This window comes from Curtobacterium sp. MCLR17_040, from assembly GCF_003234735.1.
Taxonomy (GTDB): domain Bacteria; phylum Actinomycetota; class Actinomycetes; order Actinomycetales; family Microbacteriaceae; genus Curtobacterium; species Curtobacterium flaccumfaciens.
Window position 1 is genome coordinate 70045 of sequence record NZ_QKTE01000007.1, and the last position, 19460, is coordinate 89504.

Here is a 19460-nt window from a genome sequence, read left to right on the forward strand (position 1 = left end):
AAACAGGGTGTGTTCCGGACCGGATCGGCGTACATTGCCGGTCAACCACTCTACGTGCGCAGCCGAGATCAGGAGGTGAGCGCATGGACCACCCGTTGCGCGCACCCTGGCGCGCCGCACTCCGCATCGTCCTGCTGGGCGTCGGGACCCTCGCCGCCCTCGTGCTGCTGTCCCTGCTGCTCGGCGCGCGACCGGCCTCCGCCGCGACGACCTCCGCCGCACCGATCGAGCAGCGCGGACTCGTCGGCAGCGTCGTCGACGGCGTCGGTGGCACCGTGCAGGGCGTGACCGGTGAGGTCGGCAAGGTCGTCGGCGGCGTGACGGATCCCGTCCGCAAGGCCGTGTCACCTGCACCTGCAGCTGCACCTGCACCTGCAGCGCCCGCTCCGGCCCCCGCGCCCGCACCTGCTCCGGTGCCCGCAGCGCCCGCACCGGCTCCCGCACCGGCACCCGCAGCGCCCGCACCTGCTCCCGCAGCCCCCGCGCCGTCGAGCCCCGCTCCGGTCGCGACCACACCGGCTGCCCAGCCGACCACGACCGCCCCTGCGGCCCACCCGGCCACGCGCCCGGTGCGACAGGTCGTCGACCAGGTGACCAGTGCCTCCCGGCCGGCCACCGACACCGTCGCGAACGTCCTGCGCCCCGTCACCGGCACCGTGGAACGCGTCACCGACGCGCGCCCGGTGACCACCGTCGTCGACACCGTCGACGACGTCGTCGGCAGCGTCCCGGTGGTCGGCACGGTCCTCGGCGACGACACCCTCGTCACCGTCACCGGTCCGGTCACGGGCCTGGTCGACGACACGCTCGGCTCGGTCGGCACGACCGTCGGCACCGTCCCCGACGTGGTCGAGGGCGTCGTCCCGTCCGTCGGCGGCACCCTGCCAGGAGGCACGGACCCCGTCGTCGACGTCCCCGCGCTCCCGGTGGGCGGCGGCTCGAACCCGTCCGCCGGGCCCGTCCCGTCGGTGCCGGTCGCGAACGCACCCGTCCGGCCCGGAACCGTCGCCACGCAGGGCGCCACGGTGCTCACCGCACCCGCATCCGTACGCGTCGTCGCCGCCGATGCCGTGGGCGACCGCGCAGCCGGACTCCGCCCGTCGGAGCCCGTCGACGTAGCCGCCACGACGGCAACGGTCGGCCCGGTCGACTCGGCCGTCGATGTGCAGGACGCGACCCTCGGCGGACACGCGCTGCTCGTCCCCGCGGACGGCGAGGGCCACGGGCTCCCGTTCGACGGAGCCGACGCCGGCGTGCTCGGTGGCAGTGCCTCCTCGACCTCCGGCGGCGCAGCAGCCGTCGGCATCGTCGGCTCGACCGACGACATCGTCTCCCTCGCCGCGGGGTCTCGCGGCACGCTCTCCGACGACGCGGTCCCCGCATCGGTCGTCGGCGAGCACGACGTCGCCCCTGACTGAGATCGGTGCGCCTGTCCTCCACGGCAGGCACGCACACATCCCGGCTGCGTCCGCGGTCGGTGACGATCTCGATCAGGGAGTACGACCATGAACAAGTACGTCTCCAGAGGGCTCTGGTTCGCCCTCTTCGTCGGCGGGCTCACGCTCGGCGGCACGGCTGCGGCGAACGCGGCCACGACATCCGGTGCCGACGGCACCGTCTCGGGCACCCAGGTGGCCCCCGCCGTCGACGCCCCGGTGTCCCTCGGCGGCAACGCGATCGCCGTGCTCGGCGACGCGGTGTCGACGGCGACCGGGTCCACGCCCGCCGCTCCGGCGCCTGCTCCGGCTCCGGCCACGACCGCTCCTGCCCCCAGCACCTCGGGCGAGGACGGCACGCTCTCGGGCACCCAGGTGGTGCCGGACGTCGCGGCACCGGTGACGGTCGGCGGCAACGCCGTTGCCGTCGCCGGTGACGCGGTCTCGGCCGCCGCACCCGCACCCGCGGCAGCTCCGGTGCCTGCAGCACCGGCACCGGCACCGGCTCCTGCCGCTCCTGCCGCTCCCGCTCCGAGCACCTCGGGCGAGGACGGCACCGCTTCCGGCACCCAGGTCGCTCCGGCCGTGACCGTCCCCGTGACGGTGTCCGGCAACGGGATCGGCGTCCTCGGCGACGGCACCGCGACGTCGACCGCCCCGGCGGCGGCGACACCGGCGCCGGCTGCCGAAGCCCCGTCGGCGCCCACCACCTCGGGCACCGACGGACTGCTCTCCGGCACCCAGGTGACCGGTCTGGTCGACGTCCCGGTGACGATCGGTGGCAACGGCATCGGTGTCCTCGGTGACGGCACGAGCACCGGCGGCACGACGGCTCCGGCCACCGGCACGACGACCCCGGCGGCCGGTGGTTCGACCTCGGGTTCGGACGGCACGGCTTCGGGTACGCAGGTGTCCCCGGTCGTCTCGATCCCGGTCACGGTGGCGGACAACGGCATCGGGCTGCTCGGGACGGGCACCTCGACGGGCACCGCGCCCGCTGCGGGCTCGGGCACCGGGACCGCTCCGGCGGCCGGTGGTTCGACCTCTGGTTCGGACGGCACGGCCTCGGGTACGCAGGTGTCCCCGGTCATCGACGTCCCGGTGACGATCGGTGGCAACGGCATCGGTGTCCTCGGTGACGGCACGAGCACCGGCGGCGCCACGGCTCCGGCCACCGGTACCACGACCCCGGCGGCCGGTGGTTCGACCTCTGGTTCGGACGGCACGGCTTCGGGTACGCAGGTGTCCCCGGTCGTCGACGTCCCGGTGACGATCGGTGGCAACGGCATCGGTGTCCTCGGTGACGGCACGAGCACCGGCGGCGCCACGGCTCCGGCCACCGGCACCACGACCCCGACGACCGGCGGTTCGACCTCCGGCGACGGCGGCCTGCTCTCCGGCACCCAGGTCACCCCGGTGATCAGCCTGCCGATCACGATCGGCGGCAACGGGATCGGCATCGTCGGTGACGGCACCAGCACCACCCCCGGCACCGGCACGAACCCCGGGACCGACCCGGGGACGGACCCGGGCACCGACCCGGGCACCGACCCCGGTACGGACCCCGGCACCGACCCGGGCACCGACCCCGGTACCGACCCGGGCACCGTCCCCACCGACGGGACGGGCACCGACACCGGTACCACGCCCGGCACGGCGACCATCCCGGTGGGCACGGTCGACGTCGTCGAGCCGACCCGGGCCTCCACGGCGGGTGTGGTGACCACCACGACCGCTGCCACCAGCGGGGTCCGCACCAGCGCCGGGACCGTCGCGGCAGCAGCCGCGGCCGGTGACGGCCAGCCGGAGCTCGCCTACACGGGAGCCGGCTCGCCGGTCCTGCCCGCCGGGTTCGCGCTCCTGCTGCTCCTCGCCGGAGCGGGCACGCTCGTGCTCCGTCGCCGGCACTGACCGGCGGGTGATCGAGGGGCGTCACACCGTGGCGCCCCTCGTCACCGTGCCCAGGGGCGTGCGCGTTCCACGACAGAACACCGGAGGATCGACGGATGTCCTGTCGGAACATGTCGGCGCATCGGATGCGTGTGCATGTTCCGACGGAACGCTCGTCGATCGACTCGTGCATCGTCGCAGTGCGGACGTCCGCCGCCGGACGCGGACGCCGGACACCGCGGGTGCCACGTGCTCACCGTGCCCGGGGAGACGCCCGGTTACGACGGCGCTGCCACCGTGGCGCGGCCGTCAGCGGCCTGGGGTATCGTTCCGACTACGCAAGCGCTCCGGGGTCGGTGTAATTCCGAGCCGGTGGTGACAGTCCACGAACTGATGACGGGTGCGAACCCGACAGAGGTTGACCCGGTGGGATTCCGGGACCGACGGTGAAAGTCCGGATGGGAGGCGCGCTGGGCGGACAGGACGACCCCACGACCCGTGGGGCGCGACCCGTCCGTCGATGCCGACGATCGTCGAACGCCCCCGGAGTCCCGTTGAGAGGACACCAGTGTTCACCGGCATCATCGAGGAACTCGGCACCGTCACCGCCGTCGAGCAGCAGGGCGACTCCGTCGCGCTCACCGTCCACGGCCCCGTCGTCGTGCAGGACGCCCGGCACGGCGACTCGATCGCGACGAGTGGTGTCTGCCTGACCGTCGTCGAGCAGACCCCCGAGACCTTCACCGCCTTCGTCATGAAGCAGACCCTCGACATGAGCGCCCACGGTGCACTCCGGGTGGGGGACCGCCTGAACCTCGAGCGCGCCGCCTCGGTGGGCGACCGCCTGGGCGGGCACATCGTGCAGGGCCACATCGACGGCACCGCCACGGTGCTCGAGACGGCAGACGGTGACGGCTGGCGACGCGTGCGGTTCTCGCTCGTGCCCGCACTCAGCCCGCTCGTGGTCGACAAGGGCTCGATCGCGCTCGACGGCGTCTCGCTCACGGTCAGCGCGGTCTCGCCCGAGGCCACCGCGCCCGACGCGGCCTGGTTCGAGGTGAGCCTGATCCCCGAGACGCTCGAGGCGACGACGCTCGGGCTCCGCGTGCCGGGTGACCGGGTGAACGTCGAGACCGACGTCCTGGCACGGCACGTCCGCCGCATGCTGCGGCTCGACGCCGCGGCGCAGTCGCTCGAGACCGTCGGATCGGAGGCCCGGTGATGGTCGCCGAGGCCGGTGCCGTCCCGCAGGCACTCGGGTTGTCGAGCATCGAGGCCGCGATCGCGTCGATCGCCGCCGGTCGTCCGGTGATCGTCGTCGACGACGAGGACCGCGAGAACGAGGGTGACGTCATCCTGTCCGCCGAGCTCGCCTCGCCGGAGTGGATCGCGTGGACCGTCGCGCACTCGTCCGGGTTCATCTGCGCGCCGCTCAGCACCGAGATCGCCGACGCCCTCGACCTGCCGCCGATGGTGGCGCACAACGAGGACGTCCGCGGCACGGCCTACACGGTCACCGTCGACGCCGCCGTCGGCGTGACCACCGGCATCAGCGCCCACGACCGTGCCCGTACGCTGCGGGTCCTCGCCGACCCGACCTCGGTGCGCGACGACCTGCACCGACCCGGACACGTGGTGCCCCTGCGCGCACGACCGGGCGGGGTCCGGGAGCGCGCCGGGCACACCGAAGCAGCGATCGAGCTCGTCACGGCGGCCGGACTCCGGCCCGCTGCGGCGATCTGCGAGATCGTCGACGAGGACGGCAGCATGATGCGGCTGCCGGCGCTCGTCGGACTCGGGGCACGCGAGGGCGTGCCCGTCATCACCATCGCCGCGCTCGCCGAGTGGCTGGACGCGGCAGACCGGGCGGCGGCAGCGACCGCAGCGCCCACGGAAGGAACGACACGATGAGCGGAGCAGGCGCGGCAGACCGCGACCAGGTCGACGGCACCGGGATCCGGGTGGCCGTCATCGCCGGACAGTGGCACGACACCATCGCCGCGGGCCTGCTGGCCGGGGCACAGCGCGAGGTCGAGCGGCTCGGGGCGACGGCCGAGGTCATCCCCGTCCCCGGCAGCTTCGAGCTGCCCGTGGTCGCGAAGACCGCGCTCGAGGCCGGTTTCGACGCGGCGGTCGCGCTCGGCGTCATCATCCGCGGCGGCACCCCGCACTTCGAGTACGTCTCGGGTGCTGCGACGAGCGGTCTGACGCAGGTCGCGATCGACACCGGCAAGCCCGTCGGGTTCGGCGTGCTCACGCTGGACGACGAGCAGCAGGGGCTCGACCGAGCCGGGCTGCCCGACTCCAAGGAGGACAAGGGCGCCGAGGCCGCACACGCGGCGATCAGCACCGCGGTGACGCTGCGGTCCCTGCGCCTCCCGGTCTGATCGGCTCGTGATCTGACGCTCCAAGCAGAACGGCCCCGCACCGGTGAGGTGCGGGGCCGTTTTGCGCTAGCGGGTCAGCGCTTGCTGGTCAGCGCTTGCCGAACACGTGGATCGGCAGGAAGAAGGAGAGGCTCATCAGGAGCACGCCGGCCATGAAGACGAAGGCCTGGCCCGACTCGACCTGGAAGGCGAACCCGAACAGGTACATCGACACCAGCAGCAGCAGGATCGAGAAAACAGCGGCGATGACGCGGCCCACGGGATACCTCCGGGTGTCGACGAGTGGATCGTTCCCCAGTCTATCCCCAGCCGGGGGTGTGCCGGTTCACGCTCCGGGTCGCGTCGCGATCAGACGGTCGACGACGGTGAGCAGGGTCTCCATGTCGACGCTGCCCCGCTTCGGTCGCACCTCGCTCGCGGCACCGAGTGAGGCCTGGTGGTACAGCCCGTCGCCGAGGAGCTTGACGGCCTGCGCGGTCGGCTCGTCGCCGAGGGCGTCGACGAGGGTGGCGAGCCAGGCGTTCTCGGTGTCGTCGAGGGTGCGTCCGGCCTCTTCGTAGCCGGCCTGCTGCAGGCGGCTCGCGGCGAGCAGGGCGAGGTCCAGCTCGCTGCCGACGAACAGGCAGTTGCGGACGAAGTAGCGCGCGGCACCGTCCTCGGCGTCCTGCATGCGCTCGACGTCGATCGCGGACAGGTCGGACAGGCGTTCGCAGAGCCCCTCGACCAGGGCGGCCTTCGAGCCGAAGTGGTAGAGCAGCCCGCCCTTCGAGACGCCGGCGCGCGCGGCGACGGCGTCGAGCGTGGCGGGACGCTCGCCCTCCTCGCACACGATGGCGACGAAGCTGTCGAGGACACGGTCGCGGGCACTGGCCATGCCGAGAGTCTAGGAGCAGTTCCGGGGGGCGCGGACGCCAGCTCCTCCGTGGTCGCCGTGAACGCTCACGAAATGCCGCGGGACCGTTGCTCATCGTTCCAGCACCGGCTAGCGTCGAGCCGACCGTGAAGGTTCACGAGACGACAAGGATCCGCATGTCAGCGCAGACGGCGAACACCGCCACCACCCCGACCTCGACCACCACCGACCGCCCCGGGTGGGCCGTCCTCGGCCCCGGCGGCATCGCCCGACGCTTCCTCTCGCAGCTGCCCGCCAGCGGGGGTGTCCTGGTCGCGGCCGGCAGTTCGTCCGCCGAGCGGGCGCAGGGCTTCGCCGACGAGGCCGCCGGGTTCGGGTTCGCGGACGTGACCGCCGGGACCTACGACGAGGTCCTCGCCGACCCGCGGGTGGACGCCGTCTACGTGTCGACCGTGCACACCGGGCACGCCCGACTCGTGCTCGCCGCACTCGAGGCTGGCAAGGCCGTCCTCTGCGAGAAGCCCCTCGCCGTGAACCACGGCACCGCGATGGCGCTCACCGACGCCGCACGCCAGGCCGGCCTGCCGCTCGTCGAGGCGTTCATGTACCGCTTCCATCCGCAGACCGCGGCACTGCTCGACCTGATCCGCGACGGCGTGATCGGCGACGTGACCCACGTCGACGCCTCGTTCGCGTTCCGGACGGGCGAGCGCACCGGTCGACTGTTCGACGTCGGCACCGCCGGCGGCGGGATCCTCGACGTCGGCGGGTACCCGGTGACGATGGCCGCGGCGATCGTGCAGGCCGCGACCGGGGTCGCCGTCGCCGAGCCCGTGGACCTCACCGCCACGGGCACCCTCGGGCCGACCGGTGTCGACGAGTGGACGGTCGCGCAGCTCACCTACAAGGGCGGGATCACGGCGACGGTCCGGACCGGCGTCTTCGTGCAGGACGACAACGCGGTGTCGGTGTACGGCTCGCGCGGTCGCATCGTGCTCACCGACCCGTGGACCCTGGGCGACGACCCCACCATCGAGATCCACACCGTCGACGAACCCCCTCGCTCGCTGTCGTTCGCGGGTGAGCACCCCTACGCCCGAGAAGCCGACGCCACCACCGACGCCCTGCGTGCCGGCGGGGTCGAAGCGGCGCAGATGACCATCGACGAGACCCTCGCCACCGCCCGCACGCTCGACAGGTGGCGCGCGGCGATCGGCCTGCGCTACCCGTTCGAGGCCGAGACCGCCGACATCCCGACGGTGTCCGGCCGGCCGCTCACCGTGCAGGACGGCACCCCGATGCGCTACGGCGAGGTGCCGGGCGTCGGCAAGCGGATGTCCCGCCTGGTGATGGGCGTCGACAACCAGCCCGACCTGGCACACGCCAGCGCGATCTTCGACCTGTTCGTCGAGCAGGGCGGCAACGTCTTCGACACCGGCTACATCTACGGCGGCGGTGTGCTCGAAGGACGGCTCGGCAGGTGGATCCAGAACCGGGGGATCCGCGAGGACGTGGTCGTCATCACGAAGGGCGCCCACACCCCGCACTGTGACCCGGAGTCGATCACCCGGCAGCTGCTCGAGAGCCTCGAGCGCCAGGGCACCGACTACGCGGACATCTACATGATGCACCGCGACAACCCCGACATCCCGGTGGGGGAGTTCGTCGACGTGCTCGACGAGCACCGCCGGGCCGGCCGCATCCGCGTCTACGGCGGCTCGAACTGGACCCCTGCGCGGTTCGACGAGGCGAACGCCTACGCACGGGCCAACGGCAAGCACGGGTTCGAGGTGCTCAGCAACCACTTCGGTCTCGCCGAGGCGTACGACGTGCCGTGGGACGGCTGCGAACACGCGACCGATGCGGCATCGAAGGCGTGGCTGGAGGAACGCCAGGTCCCGCTGCTGCCGTGGTCGTCGCAGGCCCGCGGGTTCTTCACCGGCCGCGCGACGCCCGAGGACACCAGCGACGCCGAACTCGTCCGCTGCTACTACTCGGACGACAACTTCGAGCGGCTCCGGCGTGCGCGGGAGCTCGGCGAGCAGTTCGGCGTCCCCGCGACGGCGATCGCCCTGGCGTACGTGCTCAACCAGCCGTTCCCGACGTTCCCGCTCTTCGGACCCCGTACGATCGCGGAGGCCCGGTCGTCCATGACCGGCCTCTCCGTCGACCTCTCCCCGGAACAGGTGGCATGGCTGGACCTCCGCGCCTGACCCCGGGCGGCCGCGCGACGATCATCGACGTCGCCGCGGCCGCCGGGGTGTCCCGGCAGACCGTCACCCGCGCGATGAACGGCATGTCCGGCATCAGCGCGGCGACCAAGGACCGCGTGCTCCAGGCCGCGGCGGCGCTCGACTACCGTCCGTCACGGTTCGGCCGCGGGCTCGTCACGGGTGGCGACCACCAGCTCGGGCTCGTCGTCAACGACCTGCGGAACCCCTACGCACCGGCACTCGCATCCGCGGTGCTCGGCCTGGCCGCCGCCCGCGGGTGGAACGTCATGCTCGCCGACGTCGGGCTCGCGAGCGACTCGGACCGGATGGTGGAGTCCCTCGGTGCCCAGACCGACGTCGTGATCGGCTACCTCGGGTCCCGCGCCCCGGAGTGGATCGAACGGCTCGGCTCGGTCCCGGTCGTCGAGCTCGACCCCTCGGGGCCGGTGACCCGCGCCGCGGTCCGGATCGACCCGACCGCCGCGATCGAGGACCTCGCCGACCACCTCGTCGACGTCGGGGTGAAGCACCCCGTCGTGCTCGACGCCGCCGCCGACGGCGTACCGAGCCAGCGCGGGGAGCACATGGTCGCGGCACTCCGGCGTCGCGGGTACCTGCCCGACCTCGTCGTCGCGTCCGCGCCCACGGCAGAGGCCGGTGCCGAACGGACCGAACGGATCCTCGCCGAGCACCGCCGGGTGGACGCGGTCCTGGCGTTCAACGACGTGTTGGCCCTCGGCGTGCTGTCGGCATGCCGTCGTGCCGGCGTCGACGTCCCCGGGGACGTCCGCGTGGTCGGCGTCGACGGCCTGCCGCTCGGGACGCTCGTCGCGCCGACGCTCACCACGCTGGCCGTCGACCTCGACGAGGTCGCCGGCCAGGCCCTCGACCTGGCGCTCGGCATGCTCGCGGGCGAGCTGCCGCGCTCGGGCGCGGCCGTCCAGCGCACGGTGCGACACCGGTTGCTGCTCCGCGAATCGGCGTAGGCCCGACGACGCGACCAGTGGACCGACGCAAGGCCCGTGGCGGGACCGGCACGGGCCTCCCGGCCGCCGTCAGTTGCATTTGCAACCAAAACCGTCCGGACGGTACACTAACGGAGTCCTGACGGGGCGCGTGTCCATCCCGCGTCCCGTCTCGTCTGCCCCACGTACCACCCGCCGTCGACCTGGTCCGGCTCGAAGTCCCAGGAGTCCGCCGTGTCCGCACTGCTCACCAGCCCCGTCGCCACCCGCGTCACCGGGAGCCGCGCCCGACGGTTCCTCGCGCTCGCCGTGCTCATGCTGCCGGTCCTGCTCATCTCGGTCGACAACACCATCCTGAGCTTCGCGCTGCCGTCGATCAGCCGCGCGCTGAACCCGGACGCGACCACGCAGCTCTGGATCGTGGACGCGTACCCGCTGGTGCTCGCCGGCCTACTCGTCGTGATGGGCAGCATCGGTGACCGCATCGGCCGCCGGCGGATCCTGGTGATCGGGGCGACCGGGTTCGCACTGTTCTCGGTGGCCGCGGCCTTCGCGACCGACGCCTGGATGCTCGTCGCGGCCCGGATCGCGATGGGCGTGTTCGGCGCGATGCTCATGCCCGCCACGCTCTCGATCATCCGCAACGTGTTCGTGGACGCGGGGGAGCGGCGGATGGCGCTCGCCGTCTGGTCGACCATGTTCGCGGCCGGCAACGCCCTCGGCCCGCTCGTCGGCGGCGCGCTGCTCGCACACTTCCACTGGGGCAGCGTGTTCCTGGTCGCGGTGCCGATCCTCGTGCTCATGCTCGTCGGCGTGCCGTTCTGCGTGCCGGAGTCCCGCGACCCGATGCCCGGGCCGGTCGACCTGCCGAGCATGTTCCTGTCCCTCGGCGCGCTCGCACCGATCGCCTGGGCCATCAAGTCGGTCGTGCACCCCGAGGAGCGCGGCCTCGCGATCGCCATGCTCGCCGTCGGTGTCGTGTGCGGCATCGCGTTCGTCCGTCGCCAGCTGCGGTCCCGCACGCCGATGCTCGACCTGCGGCTGTTCCGCAGCACGGCCTTCACCGGCAGCGTGCTGATGAACCTGGCGGCGATGTTCTCGCTCACCGGGTTCCTGTTCTTCATCGCCCAGCACCTGCAGCTCGTGGCCGGGCTCGACCCGTTCGCATCCGGCGTCGTCCTCATCCCGGGGTCGGTCCTGACCATCGTCGCCGGGCTCGCGGTCGTGCCGATCGTGGCGCGTGTCGCCCCGCGCTGGGTCGTGTCGGTCGCGCTGCTGTTCTCGGCGGCGGCGTACGCCCTCGTCGCGGTCCTCGGACACCACGCCTCCATCGCCGCCCTGGCGTTCGCGTTCGTGCTGCTCGGCATCGGGATCGGGGCGTCCGAGACGGTGACGAACGACCTCATCATCTCGACGGCACCGGCGGACAAGGCGGGTGCGGCGTCGGCCATGTCCGAGACGGCGTACGAGATCGGCGCCGTGCTCGGGACCGCGGTGCTCGGGACGATCCTGGCGACGACCTACCGGGCGCACGTCGTGGTGCCCGACGGGTTGTCCTCGGCGGCGCACGTCGCGGCGCAGGAGACCCTCGGCGGCGCGGTCGCCGCGGCGGGGCAGCTCGGCGGCAGCGCCGGGCAGGTGCTGCTCGAATCGGCGCGGGCGGCCTTCGACTCCGGCGTGACGATCACGGCGGGCGTCGCCGCGGTGCTCATGGTGGTGGCGGCCGCGGGCGCGCTCGTCATGCTCAAGCGCCGCTGAGCGGCCGCGCGGCCGCCGCGCGCACTTCGCTGCGCCGCGAGCGTCGCTGCGCTTGGTGAGCAGGAATGGTCGGGTCGCCATGCGTGACCCGACCATTCCTGCTCACGAAGCGCCCGCAACGGCGCGCCCGGCCACGCCCGAACCTGTGAATCGTTGACCTCAACCAGGGTTCAGGTCATACGTTGGGTGACAGCCGCCGAGTGACGGCAGCCCCTCCCGAAGGAACGACCACGATCACCATGCCCGACGAAGCACCGGCAACCATCGCCGACGCGTACAAGTCCGCCTTCCGCGGGCACCCTGCCGGCGTCGCCGTCATCACGGCCGAAGGCCCCGACGGACCGACCGGCCTCACCGCCTCGAGCGTCGCGAGCGTCGCCGTCGACCCGCCCGTGCTGGTCTTCTCGCTCTCGACGAACTCCGGCTCGGCCGGGGTCGTGCTCGGTGCGCCGCTGTTCGTCGTGCACCTGGTCGACTCCCTCGGGGTCGCACTCGCGAAGCGCTTCGCCTCGACCGGCAGCCCGGCCGCCGACGACCCCATCTGGGGCACCCTGCCGTCCGGCGATCGCTACCTGCCGAGTGCGGCGAGTGCGCTCCGCTGCCGACCGCTGTCGACGACGCCCATCGGCAGCTCGACCGTCGTCGTGGCCGAGGTGCTCGACATCATCGTCGGCGCCGACCGCGGCGAGCCGCTGGTCTACCACAACCGGGAATTCCACTCCCTCACCGATCGTTCCCGGCTCTCGTGAGCCGCGGAGCCGCGTCCACAACCCACTGATCGAAAGGACCTCACATGGCTGAGTACACCCTGCCGGAACTGCCGTACGACTACGCCGCGCTCGAGCCGCACATCAGCGGCAAGATCATGCAGCTGCACCACGACAAGCACCACCAGGCCTACGTGACCGGTGCCAACACCGCGCTGCAGCAGCTCGGTGAGGCCCGTGAGTCCGGCAACTTCGGCGCGATCAACAAGCTCGAGAAGGACCTCGCGTTCCACCTCGGTGGCCACGTGAACCACTCGATCTTCTGGACCAACCTCGGCCCGGACACGAAGGTCCCCGAGGGCGAGCTCGCCGCGGCGATCGACGAGTTCTTCGGTTCGTTCGAGAAGTTCCAGGCGCAGTTCGCCGCCGTCGCGAACGGCATCCAGGGCTCCGGCTGGTCCGTGCTGGCCTGGGACACCGTGGGCCAGAAGCTCACCACGTTCCAGCTCTTCGACCAGCAGGGCAACATCCCGTTCGGCCTCGTCCCGATCTTCATGCTCGACATGTGGGAGCACGCCTTCTACCTCGACTACCTGAACGTCAAGGCGGACTACGTCAAGGCCGTCTGGAACATCGTCGACTGGGAGAACGTCGCCGCTCGTTTCGAGAACGCGAAGTCGCAGCGGTTCGTCACGCTCTGATCCGCGTCGGCGGGTCACCACGGTGACCACCTGACGAACGGGAGGCACGGTGCCAGCTGGCACCGTGCCTCCCGTTCGTGGTCCGGGTCACGTTCCGGGCCGTGCGCCGTCGCCGTGTCCCGTCGCCGGCTACGCGAGCGGTCCGCGATCGCGTGGGTGCGTGCGCTCAGCGCGCGCGGTCTGCGGCGGCCGTGCTGGCTGCCAGGTCGTGGGCGATGCGACGCAGTGCGGCGTCGGCATCGGTGTGCGCGCAGTCGACGAGCGCGCCCCACTGGGCTCCGCGGGCAGCCATGACCGTGTGCTGGGCCGCACGTTCGGCGAGGACGGGGTCTGCGCCGTGTGCTCGGCACCAGGCCCGGACGGCGGCGACCTGGCAGCGGTGCGCGCGGCGCTGCCGGTCACGCCCGTCGAGGGACTCGACCGACCCGAGCTCGAAGGTGAGCCGTGCGGCCAGCGCACGGTGCGGGTCGTCGAGCCCGCCGAAGGTCGCGACCAGGTGGTCGGCGAGGGCGTCGGTGTCGGCGGCCGGGTCGAGTGCGGGCGCTCTGTGCGAGGTCGCGAGGTGTTCGACGACGGAGTCGATCAGGGCGTCGCGGGAGCCGAAGTGGTAGACGACCGGGTAGGCGCTCGTGCCGAGTACGCGGCCGATACCCCGGACCGTGACGTCCTCGATCTTGGTCTCGACGAAGTGGTCGACGACCTTCTCGAGGATCGCGGGTTTGCGGGTGGGGTCGGGCTTCCTGGGCATGGCATCTCCGTCGTCGGGGCGGTGGTCGCGCGACCGCCCACATACTAGCAGCCGGTATATCAGTGACACCATTGGTCGTTGTGTGCGATCTCTCCGCGAAACCTCCGTTTTCACCGATAGAAACGGAGAAAAACTCGGCTCCGGGTAGACTGTTGCGGATGTCCATGCCGTACGAGGGCGCTCTGCCGCCGTCACGGCCCGAGGGGACCCGCGCCGGACGGGTGGTCGCGGGCCGTCGTCGCGGCGCCGGAAAACGCTTCCTGGTCGTCGGCGACGTCCTGGACGGCGTCCTCGTGCACACCACCGCGCACCGGATCGGAGTGCACGACCCCGCTGCGGAGATCCGCCACCGGCCGACCGGTGCCGGTGGCAACACGGCCACGTGGCTCGGCTGGCTCGGGGCCGAGGTCGACGTCGTCGCCCGGGTCGGAGTCGACGACGTGTACCGCCACGAGCGCGCGCTCGAGGACGCCGGGGTCCGCGCCCACCTGCGCTACGACGCGATGACGTCCACCGGGGTCGTGGTCTCGGTCCGCAACGACCACGGTCGCACCGCGATGTCCGACCCCGCCGCGAGCGGGAAGATCAGCGCCGCCGACGTCCCGCCGTCGGTGGTCGCCCGCGCCGACATCGTGCACCTGACCGGCGCGGCCATGCTCGGCGGCGGAGCCGACCGGCTCGCTGACCTCGTGGCGTGCGCCCGGACCGGCCCAGCGCGCGTGGCGGTGGACCCCTCGTCGGTGGCGGTGATCGAGACGATCGGTGCCGACCGGTTCCTCGAGGCCCTCCGGGGCGTCGACGTGCTCTTCCCCGACCAGCACGAGGCGCTCGCCCTCGCCGGGGGTGACGACCTCGACGCCGCGGTGCGGCGGCTGACCGAGCACGTCCCGCTGGTCGTCGTCACGGCCGGGGCCGACGGCGCGCTCATCGGACGCCGGGGCCGCAGCGTCCACCGGGTCCCCGCGACACCGGCGACCGTCGTCGACACCATCGGCGCAGGGGATGCCTTCGTCGCCGGGTTCGTCCGTGCGTGGGCGACGGATCCGGTCCGCGTCGGTGCGGCAGCCCGCGAGGGCACCCGGGTCGCCGCGCGGGCACTCGGCTTCGTGGGCGGTCGACCACCGGTCTGAGCCGACGGGTTCTCGGTCGGTGCCCCCGGGTCAGCGCTCCGACGGTTCGGGGACGACGTTCAGGGTCTGGACGCGCCCCGCGGCGGCGGGCGCGAGCCGGATCTCGACGCGCAGTCGCCCGCAGGTGCCGGGGAGCCACCAGCGCAGGTGCGACGGCGCCGCCGAGTACTCGGACACCGGTGCGGCACCGAGGTCGGCGCCGACGTCCGCGACGGCCTGCGCCACCGCCCGGCGTCGGCGGTCGTAGGGCACGTCCATGGCCACGTTTGGCGTGCAGACGGCGTCCGCCAGGTCGTCGCTCCAGTCGGCCAGGAGGCGCGTCACGGCGGCCTGGGCGGCTCGCGTCGCGCGGGTGGTCGCCGCCACCCCGCTGGTCGCTCCGGCCACGTCGGTGCCGGCTTCCGCCGGGTCGGGTGTCCGAGCCGTCAGCGCCGCGTCGAGCACGAGGTCGTGCGCCTGCTGGGCGGCCGCGGAGACCTTGGCCTGCGTGGCGTTCTCGAACGCGACGACCCCGAGGCCGTCGCGCACGGACCACCGCATGTGCGCGGAGAAGCCCGGGTAGCCGCCAGAGTGCGAGACGAGCTCGCCGAAGCGGTCGTCCTGCTCGACGAACAGCCCGAAGCCGTACGCCGTCGCGCGGGCCGAACCCGGGACGACGGACGACGGGACGACCCGCATCGCCTGCTGCATGAGCCGGCGGTCTGCGGGGGAGACCGGGCCGGGTTCCGGTGCGGCGGAGAACGCCGAACCGAGGTGTGTCGCCCAGCACGCCAGGTCACGCACGGTCGAGAAGAGCCCGCCGATCGACGAGAAGGCGCCGGGGCCGGTCATCGGCAGGGGTTCCCAGTCGCCCTCGTGTCCGCGGACACCGGTGACCACGAAGCCGGTCGACTCGGCGGCGCTGAACACCGTGTCGGTGAGGCCGAGGGGACGGAGCACGATCTCACTGGCGGCAGCGGTGAAGGGCTGCCCCGACACGACGGCGACGACCCGGCCGAGCAGCGCGTAGCCGAGGTTCGAGTAGGCGAAGCGGGTGCCGGGCAGCGAGTCGAACAGCAGGCCGCCGCGCAGGACCTCGTCGAGCTCGGCGTCCGAGATCGACTCCTGCCGGTCGGCCCAGGGGTCGTCGGTGGGGAACCCGGCGGACATCGTCAGCAGCATCCGCACCGTGGGGACGGGGGAGTCCGGGGTCGGCAGGGTGACGGCGCCGAAGGCCGGCACGAAGTCGGTGATCGGTGCGTCGAGGTCGAGCGCGCCCCGGGCGACGAGGGTCAGCAGGGTCGCGGCGGTGACGCTCTTGGTGCAGGAGGCGATGCGGTACACGGTGTCGGCGTCCGGGCTCCGGCCGTCACCGCGGTCACCGTGCCCGCCGGACGCGACGAGGCCGGAGCGGTCGAACACGCCCCACGCGCTGCTCGGCGCGATGCCCTGTTCGACGCGAGCACGGAACAGCTCGTCGACCTGGTCGACGACCGCAGCGATCGCGGGGTGCGACCCGGTCACGAGCGCCGCATCCGTTCGTAGGCGTCGAGCGCCCGCTGCCGCGAGGCCTTCAGGTCGACCATCGGTTCGGGCCGCAGCTCGTCGGAGGGGATCCAGCGGCGGACGTACTCGCGGTGCGGGTCGAAGCGCTCGAGTTGCCGATCGGGGTTGAAGACGCGGAAGTACGGGGCGGCGTCGAAGCCGGAGCCCGCGACCCACTGCCAGTTCGCCGCGTTGTTGGCGGGGTCGGCATCGACCAGGGTGTCCCAGAACCACTGCTCCCCGACGCGCCAGTCGACGAGCAGGTTCTTCACGAGGAAGCTGCCGGCGGCCAGCCGCACCCGGTTGTGCATGGCGCCGCTGTGCCAGAGCTCGCGCATGCCCGCGTCGACCAGGTCGAAGCCCGTGAGACCCTGCCGCCAGCGGTCGAGCTCGGCCGCTTCCGGGTCACGCCACGGGAACGCGTCGAAGTTCCGACGGACGTTGACGGTGGCGATGTCGTCGCAGTGGAAGTACTCGTTCCAGTTGAACTCGCGCCACGCCAGCTGCCGGAGGAACGCGGCGGCGTTCTGGCGCTGCGCGGGCTCGAGCCGCTCGTGCAGGCGGTGCCACACCTGGTACGGGCTGATCTCGCCCCACCGCAGGAACGGCGAGAGGCTGCTGGTGGCCTCCATCGCGGGCTCGTCGCGCTGGTCGTAGTCCTCGAGCGCGTGCTCGACGAAGTGCTCGAGCTGCTGCTGCGCGCCGTGCTCGCCCGGGGTCCAGGCGTCACGGAGGCCGCCGGCCCAGTCGGGCTTCGTCGGCAGCAGTGCCCAGTCGGCCAGCGCATCACTCGTGACGTCGGCCGGAGCGGGCAGGTCGTCGGGGTCGGGCAGGGGGTGGCGCGGTTCGGGCAGCGCCTGGACGGCGTTCCAGAACGGGGTGAAGACCTTGTACGGCTCGCCCTGCCCGGTGAGCACGGTCCACGGTTCCCAGAGCAGGTTCGCGGCGAAGCTGTGCGCCTCGGCGCCACGGTCGTGCAGGGCCGTCTTGATGCCGGCGTCGATGTCCCGCTCGACGGCGCCGTACCGACGGTTCCAGTACACGGCGTCCGCCCCGGTGTCGGCGACGAGCTGGTCGATCGCCGTCGCCGCGGCACCGCGCCGGAGGACCAGCCGGGAACCCCGTTCGCGTAGGTCGGCATCGAGGGCGGTCAGGGAGTGGTGCAGCCACCAGCGGCTCGCGGCACCGATCGGACGGAGCCCGGGGGACTGCTCGTCGAGGACGACCACCACCGTGACGTCGCCACCGTGGTCGATCGCCGCACGGAGCGCCGGGTTGTCCGACAGCCGCAGGTCGTCACGGAGCCAGACGATCGCGCCGGTCACACCGTTGCCGCATCCGCAGCGGCCACCGGGCGGGCCGTCGACCGCCGGCTCGGTGCCGTGCCGACCGCCAGCCGGAGCTTCGTGCAGAGTTCGGTGAGGGTGCGGAGCTCGGGGTCGGACAGTCCGGCGCCGACCTGCTGCGCGATGCTTGCCGCGTGCTGCACGGCGACCTGGCGGTAGACGTCGAAGCCGTGCGGGGTCAGTGCCACGATCACGCCGCGGGCGTCCGTGGGGTCCGGCTGCTTCTCGACGATGCCGCGGGCGAGCAGCCGGTCGACCAGGCGGCTGACGCTCGGCTGGGTGAGGAGCAGGTGCCCGGTGAGGTCGCGCATGCGGCAGCGGCGGCCGGGTTGGGTCGACAGGTTGAAGCAGACGTCGTACTCGTTGAACGAGATCTCGTCGCCGGGGAAGTCCGCGTTGAGACTCCGCATCACGGCGACCTGGGCGCGGAAGAGCGCTTCCCAGGCGGCGACCGCGGTCGCCTTCTCACTGCGGCGTGTCTCGCTCACGTTCGCGTTCCCTCCGGTCGTACGGTCTGACCACACTACCGACGGGGTCCGACAGGAGCCGGGCGACATGCACGAGGGCCGGCCGCCTGTCGGCGACCGGCCCTCTCCCTTGCACCAAGAGTTTCCTGCAATCACATTCCACAGGCGGTGCCACAGCAAACACCGTCTGCACCACCGACTGTATAACGAAGCGGTAACGGCGCGCCAGCCTCTCCGGGGCCGGTTCGCTGCGAGTTCACCAAGAGCAGCCGATCAGGCTCAGAAGAGGTCGGGCGACGGGGTCGACGCGTACCGCACGGCGACGTCAGCGTGCCGGTCGAAGCGGTAGCCGACGCCGCGCACGGTGCGGACGATCTCCTCGAACGCGCCGAGCTTGGAGCGGAGCCGACGCACGTGCACGTCGATGGTGCGCTCGTTCGGGGTCTCGTCCTCGCCGTCCGACCAGAGGCCGTCGATGATCGCGGACCGGTCGACCGTCTGGCCCTCGCGGAGGACCAGGAACTGCAGGAGCTCGAACTCCTTGTAGGTCAGTGGTGCCGCTTCGCCGTCGAGGGTCACGCGCTTCCGCGAGATGTCGATGACGACACCGGTCTCCTCGGGCTCGGGCCTCTCGGCCTGCTTGCGGGCGGCCACCGCGGAGCGGTCCTGCAGGGCGAGCCGGACGACGTCGACGTCCCGGCCACCGGAGTGCTCGGCGGCGACAGCGACGGCCGCGTACGTCTCGGACGACGGGACGAGCTGCGCGGTGAGGGCCTTGAGCTGCTCGACCACCGCGGCCAGGGTCGTGCCGGCGGCGGCAGCCTTCGCTTCGTCGATGCCGACGTACAGGGCGAAGCCGCGGGCCTCGGTGCCCTCGGGGAGTGCGCGGTTCCGCTGCGGTGCGACCACGGGGCTCGTCGGCACGGTGGTCGGTCCGGTCGCCACCGGGGAGGCCGGGCGCGGACGGATCGGCGTCACGGTGCCGAGGTCGGTCGGGGCCGGTGCGGAGCGGAGCGCGGTGCGGGGCTGGGCGATGGTGAGCGACATGGTGGTTCTCCGGGCGGTGTGGCCGGTGCGCGGGTGGCGCGGCGGCCGGTGTCGAATGCGTCATCCCGGGTACGGCGGTACGCCGATGTGCCCTGCGGTCCTGCTGCGGACCGGGGCCGACCCGGGGGAACGGGAGACAGACCTCGTGGCGTGGTGCGCGTCGCCGACGGTGTCCGTCACCCGGGGATCACGCGCTCGCGACGGGGGTGGTGTCGCGGGGGATCCGGCTGGAACGGGTGCCGATCAGGCACACATTCGACAACGCATGACCGGCATGGTCGGCATCAT

Annotated in this window: 18 protein-coding genes and 1 riboswitch; of the genes, 11 read left to right on the plus strand and 7 right to left on the minus strand. The window is 72.6% G+C overall.

Annotated elements, in window-relative coordinates; translation table 11 throughout:
- Positions 1 to 83: 83 nt before the first annotated feature.
- The 5 genes from DEJ01_RS18100 (at position 84) to ribH (ending at position 5713) form a co-directional block, all read left to right on the plus strand.
- A complete protein-coding gene (locus DEJ01_RS18100) occupies positions 84 to 1418 on the plus strand; it encodes a hypothetical protein (RefSeq protein ID WP_181438400.1) in 1335 nt (444 codons plus the stop codon).
- Positions 1419 to 1505: 87 nt separating this feature from the next.
- A complete protein-coding gene (locus tag DEJ01_RS18105; protein ID WP_181438393.1) occupies positions 1506 to 3347 on the plus strand; it encodes a cell wall anchor protein in 1842 nt (613 codons plus the stop codon).
- 318 nt (positions 3348 to 3665) lie between these two features.
- Positions 3666 to 3800: riboswitch (FMN riboswitch) on the plus strand.
- Between the two features lie 94 nt (positions 3801 to 3894).
- Positions 3895 to 4548 carry a riboflavin synthase gene (locus DEJ01_RS08320; RefSeq protein ID WP_111092713.1) on the plus strand — a complete coding sequence of 218 codons (654 nt, stop codon included), beginning with the start codon at positions 3895 to 3897 and terminating at the stop codon, positions 4546 to 4548.
- A complete protein-coding gene (gene ribB, locus DEJ01_RS08325; RefSeq protein WP_111029361.1) occupies positions 4548 to 5237 on the plus strand; it encodes a 3,4-dihydroxy-2-butanone-4-phosphate synthase in 690 nt (229 codons plus the stop codon). Before DEJ01_RS08320 ends, ribB begins: the two co-directional genes overlap by 1 nt.
- Entirely contained in the window at positions 5234 to 5713 is a 480-nt protein-coding gene (gene ribH, locus DEJ01_RS08330; protein ID WP_071406282.1) for a 6,7-dimethyl-8-ribityllumazine synthase, read from the plus strand. Before ribB ends, ribH begins: the two co-directional genes overlap by 4 nt.
- Positions 5714 to 5801: 88 nt before the next feature.
- Here the strand turns inward: ribH and DEJ01_RS18110 are convergent, their stop codons facing one another.
- Positions 5802 to 5972: a hypothetical protein gene (locus tag DEJ01_RS18110; protein WP_017888559.1), complete on the minus strand. Its 171-nt coding sequence runs from the start codon at positions 5970 to 5972 to the stop codon at positions 5802 to 5804.
- A 66-nt stretch (positions 5973 to 6038) separates the two neighbouring features.
- Positions 6039 to 6587: a TetR/AcrR family transcriptional regulator gene (locus DEJ01_RS08335; protein ID WP_071406283.1), complete on the minus strand. Its 549-nt coding sequence runs from the start codon at positions 6585 to 6587 to the stop codon at positions 6039 to 6041.
- Between the two features lie 155 nt (positions 6588 to 6742).
- Between DEJ01_RS08335 and DEJ01_RS08340 the strand changes: the two genes are divergently transcribed.
- The 5 genes from DEJ01_RS08340 to DEJ01_RS08360 all read left to right on the plus strand — a co-directional run bounded on the left by DEJ01_RS08340 (position 6743) and on the right by DEJ01_RS08360 (position 12910).
- Entirely contained in the window at positions 6743 to 8779 is a 2037-nt protein-coding gene (locus DEJ01_RS08340) for an aldo/keto reductase (RefSeq protein ID WP_111092714.1), read from the plus strand.
- The gene (locus tag DEJ01_RS08345) at positions 8758 to 9765 is read left to right on the plus strand and encodes a LacI family DNA-binding transcriptional regulator (protein WP_111092715.1); all 1008 of its coding nucleotides are present in this window, start codon (positions 8758 to 8760) and stop codon (positions 9763 to 9765) included. The genes DEJ01_RS08340 and DEJ01_RS08345 overlap by 22 nt, the downstream gene beginning before the upstream one ends.
- Positions 9766 to 9978: 213 nt before the next feature.
- Positions 9979 to 11502: an MFS transporter gene (locus DEJ01_RS08350; protein ID WP_027466321.1), complete on the plus strand. Its 1524-nt coding sequence runs from the start codon at positions 9979 to 9981 to the stop codon at positions 11500 to 11502.
- A gap of 239 nt (positions 11503 to 11741) precedes the next feature.
- Positions 11742 to 12251 (plus strand): flavin reductase family protein, encoded by a 510-nt coding sequence (locus DEJ01_RS08355; protein WP_027466322.1) that lies wholly within the window; start codon positions 11742 to 11744, stop codon positions 12249 to 12251.
- A gap of 44 nt (positions 12252 to 12295) precedes the next feature.
- The gene (locus DEJ01_RS08360) at positions 12296 to 12910 is read left to right on the plus strand and encodes a superoxide dismutase (RefSeq protein WP_027466323.1); all 615 of its coding nucleotides are present in this window, start codon (positions 12296 to 12298) and stop codon (positions 12908 to 12910) included.
- 166 nt (positions 12911 to 13076) lie between these two features.
- Here DEJ01_RS08360 and DEJ01_RS08365 read toward each other — a convergent pair whose 3' ends face one another.
- Entirely contained in the window at positions 13077 to 13658 is a 582-nt protein-coding gene (locus DEJ01_RS08365; protein ID WP_111092716.1) for a TetR/AcrR family transcriptional regulator, read from the minus strand.
- A gap of 158 nt (positions 13659 to 13816) precedes the next feature.
- On the opposite strand from DEJ01_RS08365, the gene DEJ01_RS08370 reads away from it, so the two are divergent.
- Positions 13817 to 14788, plus strand: coding sequence for a carbohydrate kinase family protein (locus tag DEJ01_RS08370; protein WP_111032020.1), 972 nt, complete (start codon positions 13817 to 13819; stop codon positions 14786 to 14788).
- 30 nt (positions 14789 to 14818) lie between these two features.
- On the opposite strand, the gene DEJ01_RS08375 is transcribed toward DEJ01_RS08370, so the two are convergent.
- The 4 genes from DEJ01_RS08375 to DEJ01_RS08390 all read right to left on the minus strand — a co-directional run bounded on the left by DEJ01_RS08375 (position 14819) and on the right by DEJ01_RS08390 (position 19172).
- Positions 14819 to 16291 (minus strand): serine hydrolase, encoded by a 1473-nt coding sequence (locus DEJ01_RS08375; protein WP_181438394.1) that lies wholly within the window; start codon positions 16289 to 16291, stop codon positions 14819 to 14821.
- A complete protein-coding gene (locus DEJ01_RS08380) occupies positions 16288 to 17637 on the minus strand; it encodes a deoxyribodipyrimidine photo-lyase (protein WP_111092718.1) in 1350 nt (449 codons plus the stop codon). Before DEJ01_RS08380 ends, DEJ01_RS08375 begins: the two co-directional genes overlap by 4 nt.
- Positions 17634 to 18146: a MarR family winged helix-turn-helix transcriptional regulator gene (locus tag DEJ01_RS08385; protein WP_171907864.1), complete on the minus strand. Its 513-nt coding sequence runs from the start codon at positions 18144 to 18146 to the stop codon at positions 17634 to 17636. Before DEJ01_RS08385 ends, DEJ01_RS08380 begins: the two co-directional genes overlap by 4 nt.
- A gap of 258 nt (positions 18147 to 18404) precedes the next feature.
- Entirely contained in the window at positions 18405 to 19172 is a 768-nt protein-coding gene (locus DEJ01_RS08390; protein ID WP_111092719.1) for a winged helix-turn-helix domain-containing protein, read from the minus strand.
- Positions 19173 to 19460 lie beyond the last annotated feature (288 nt).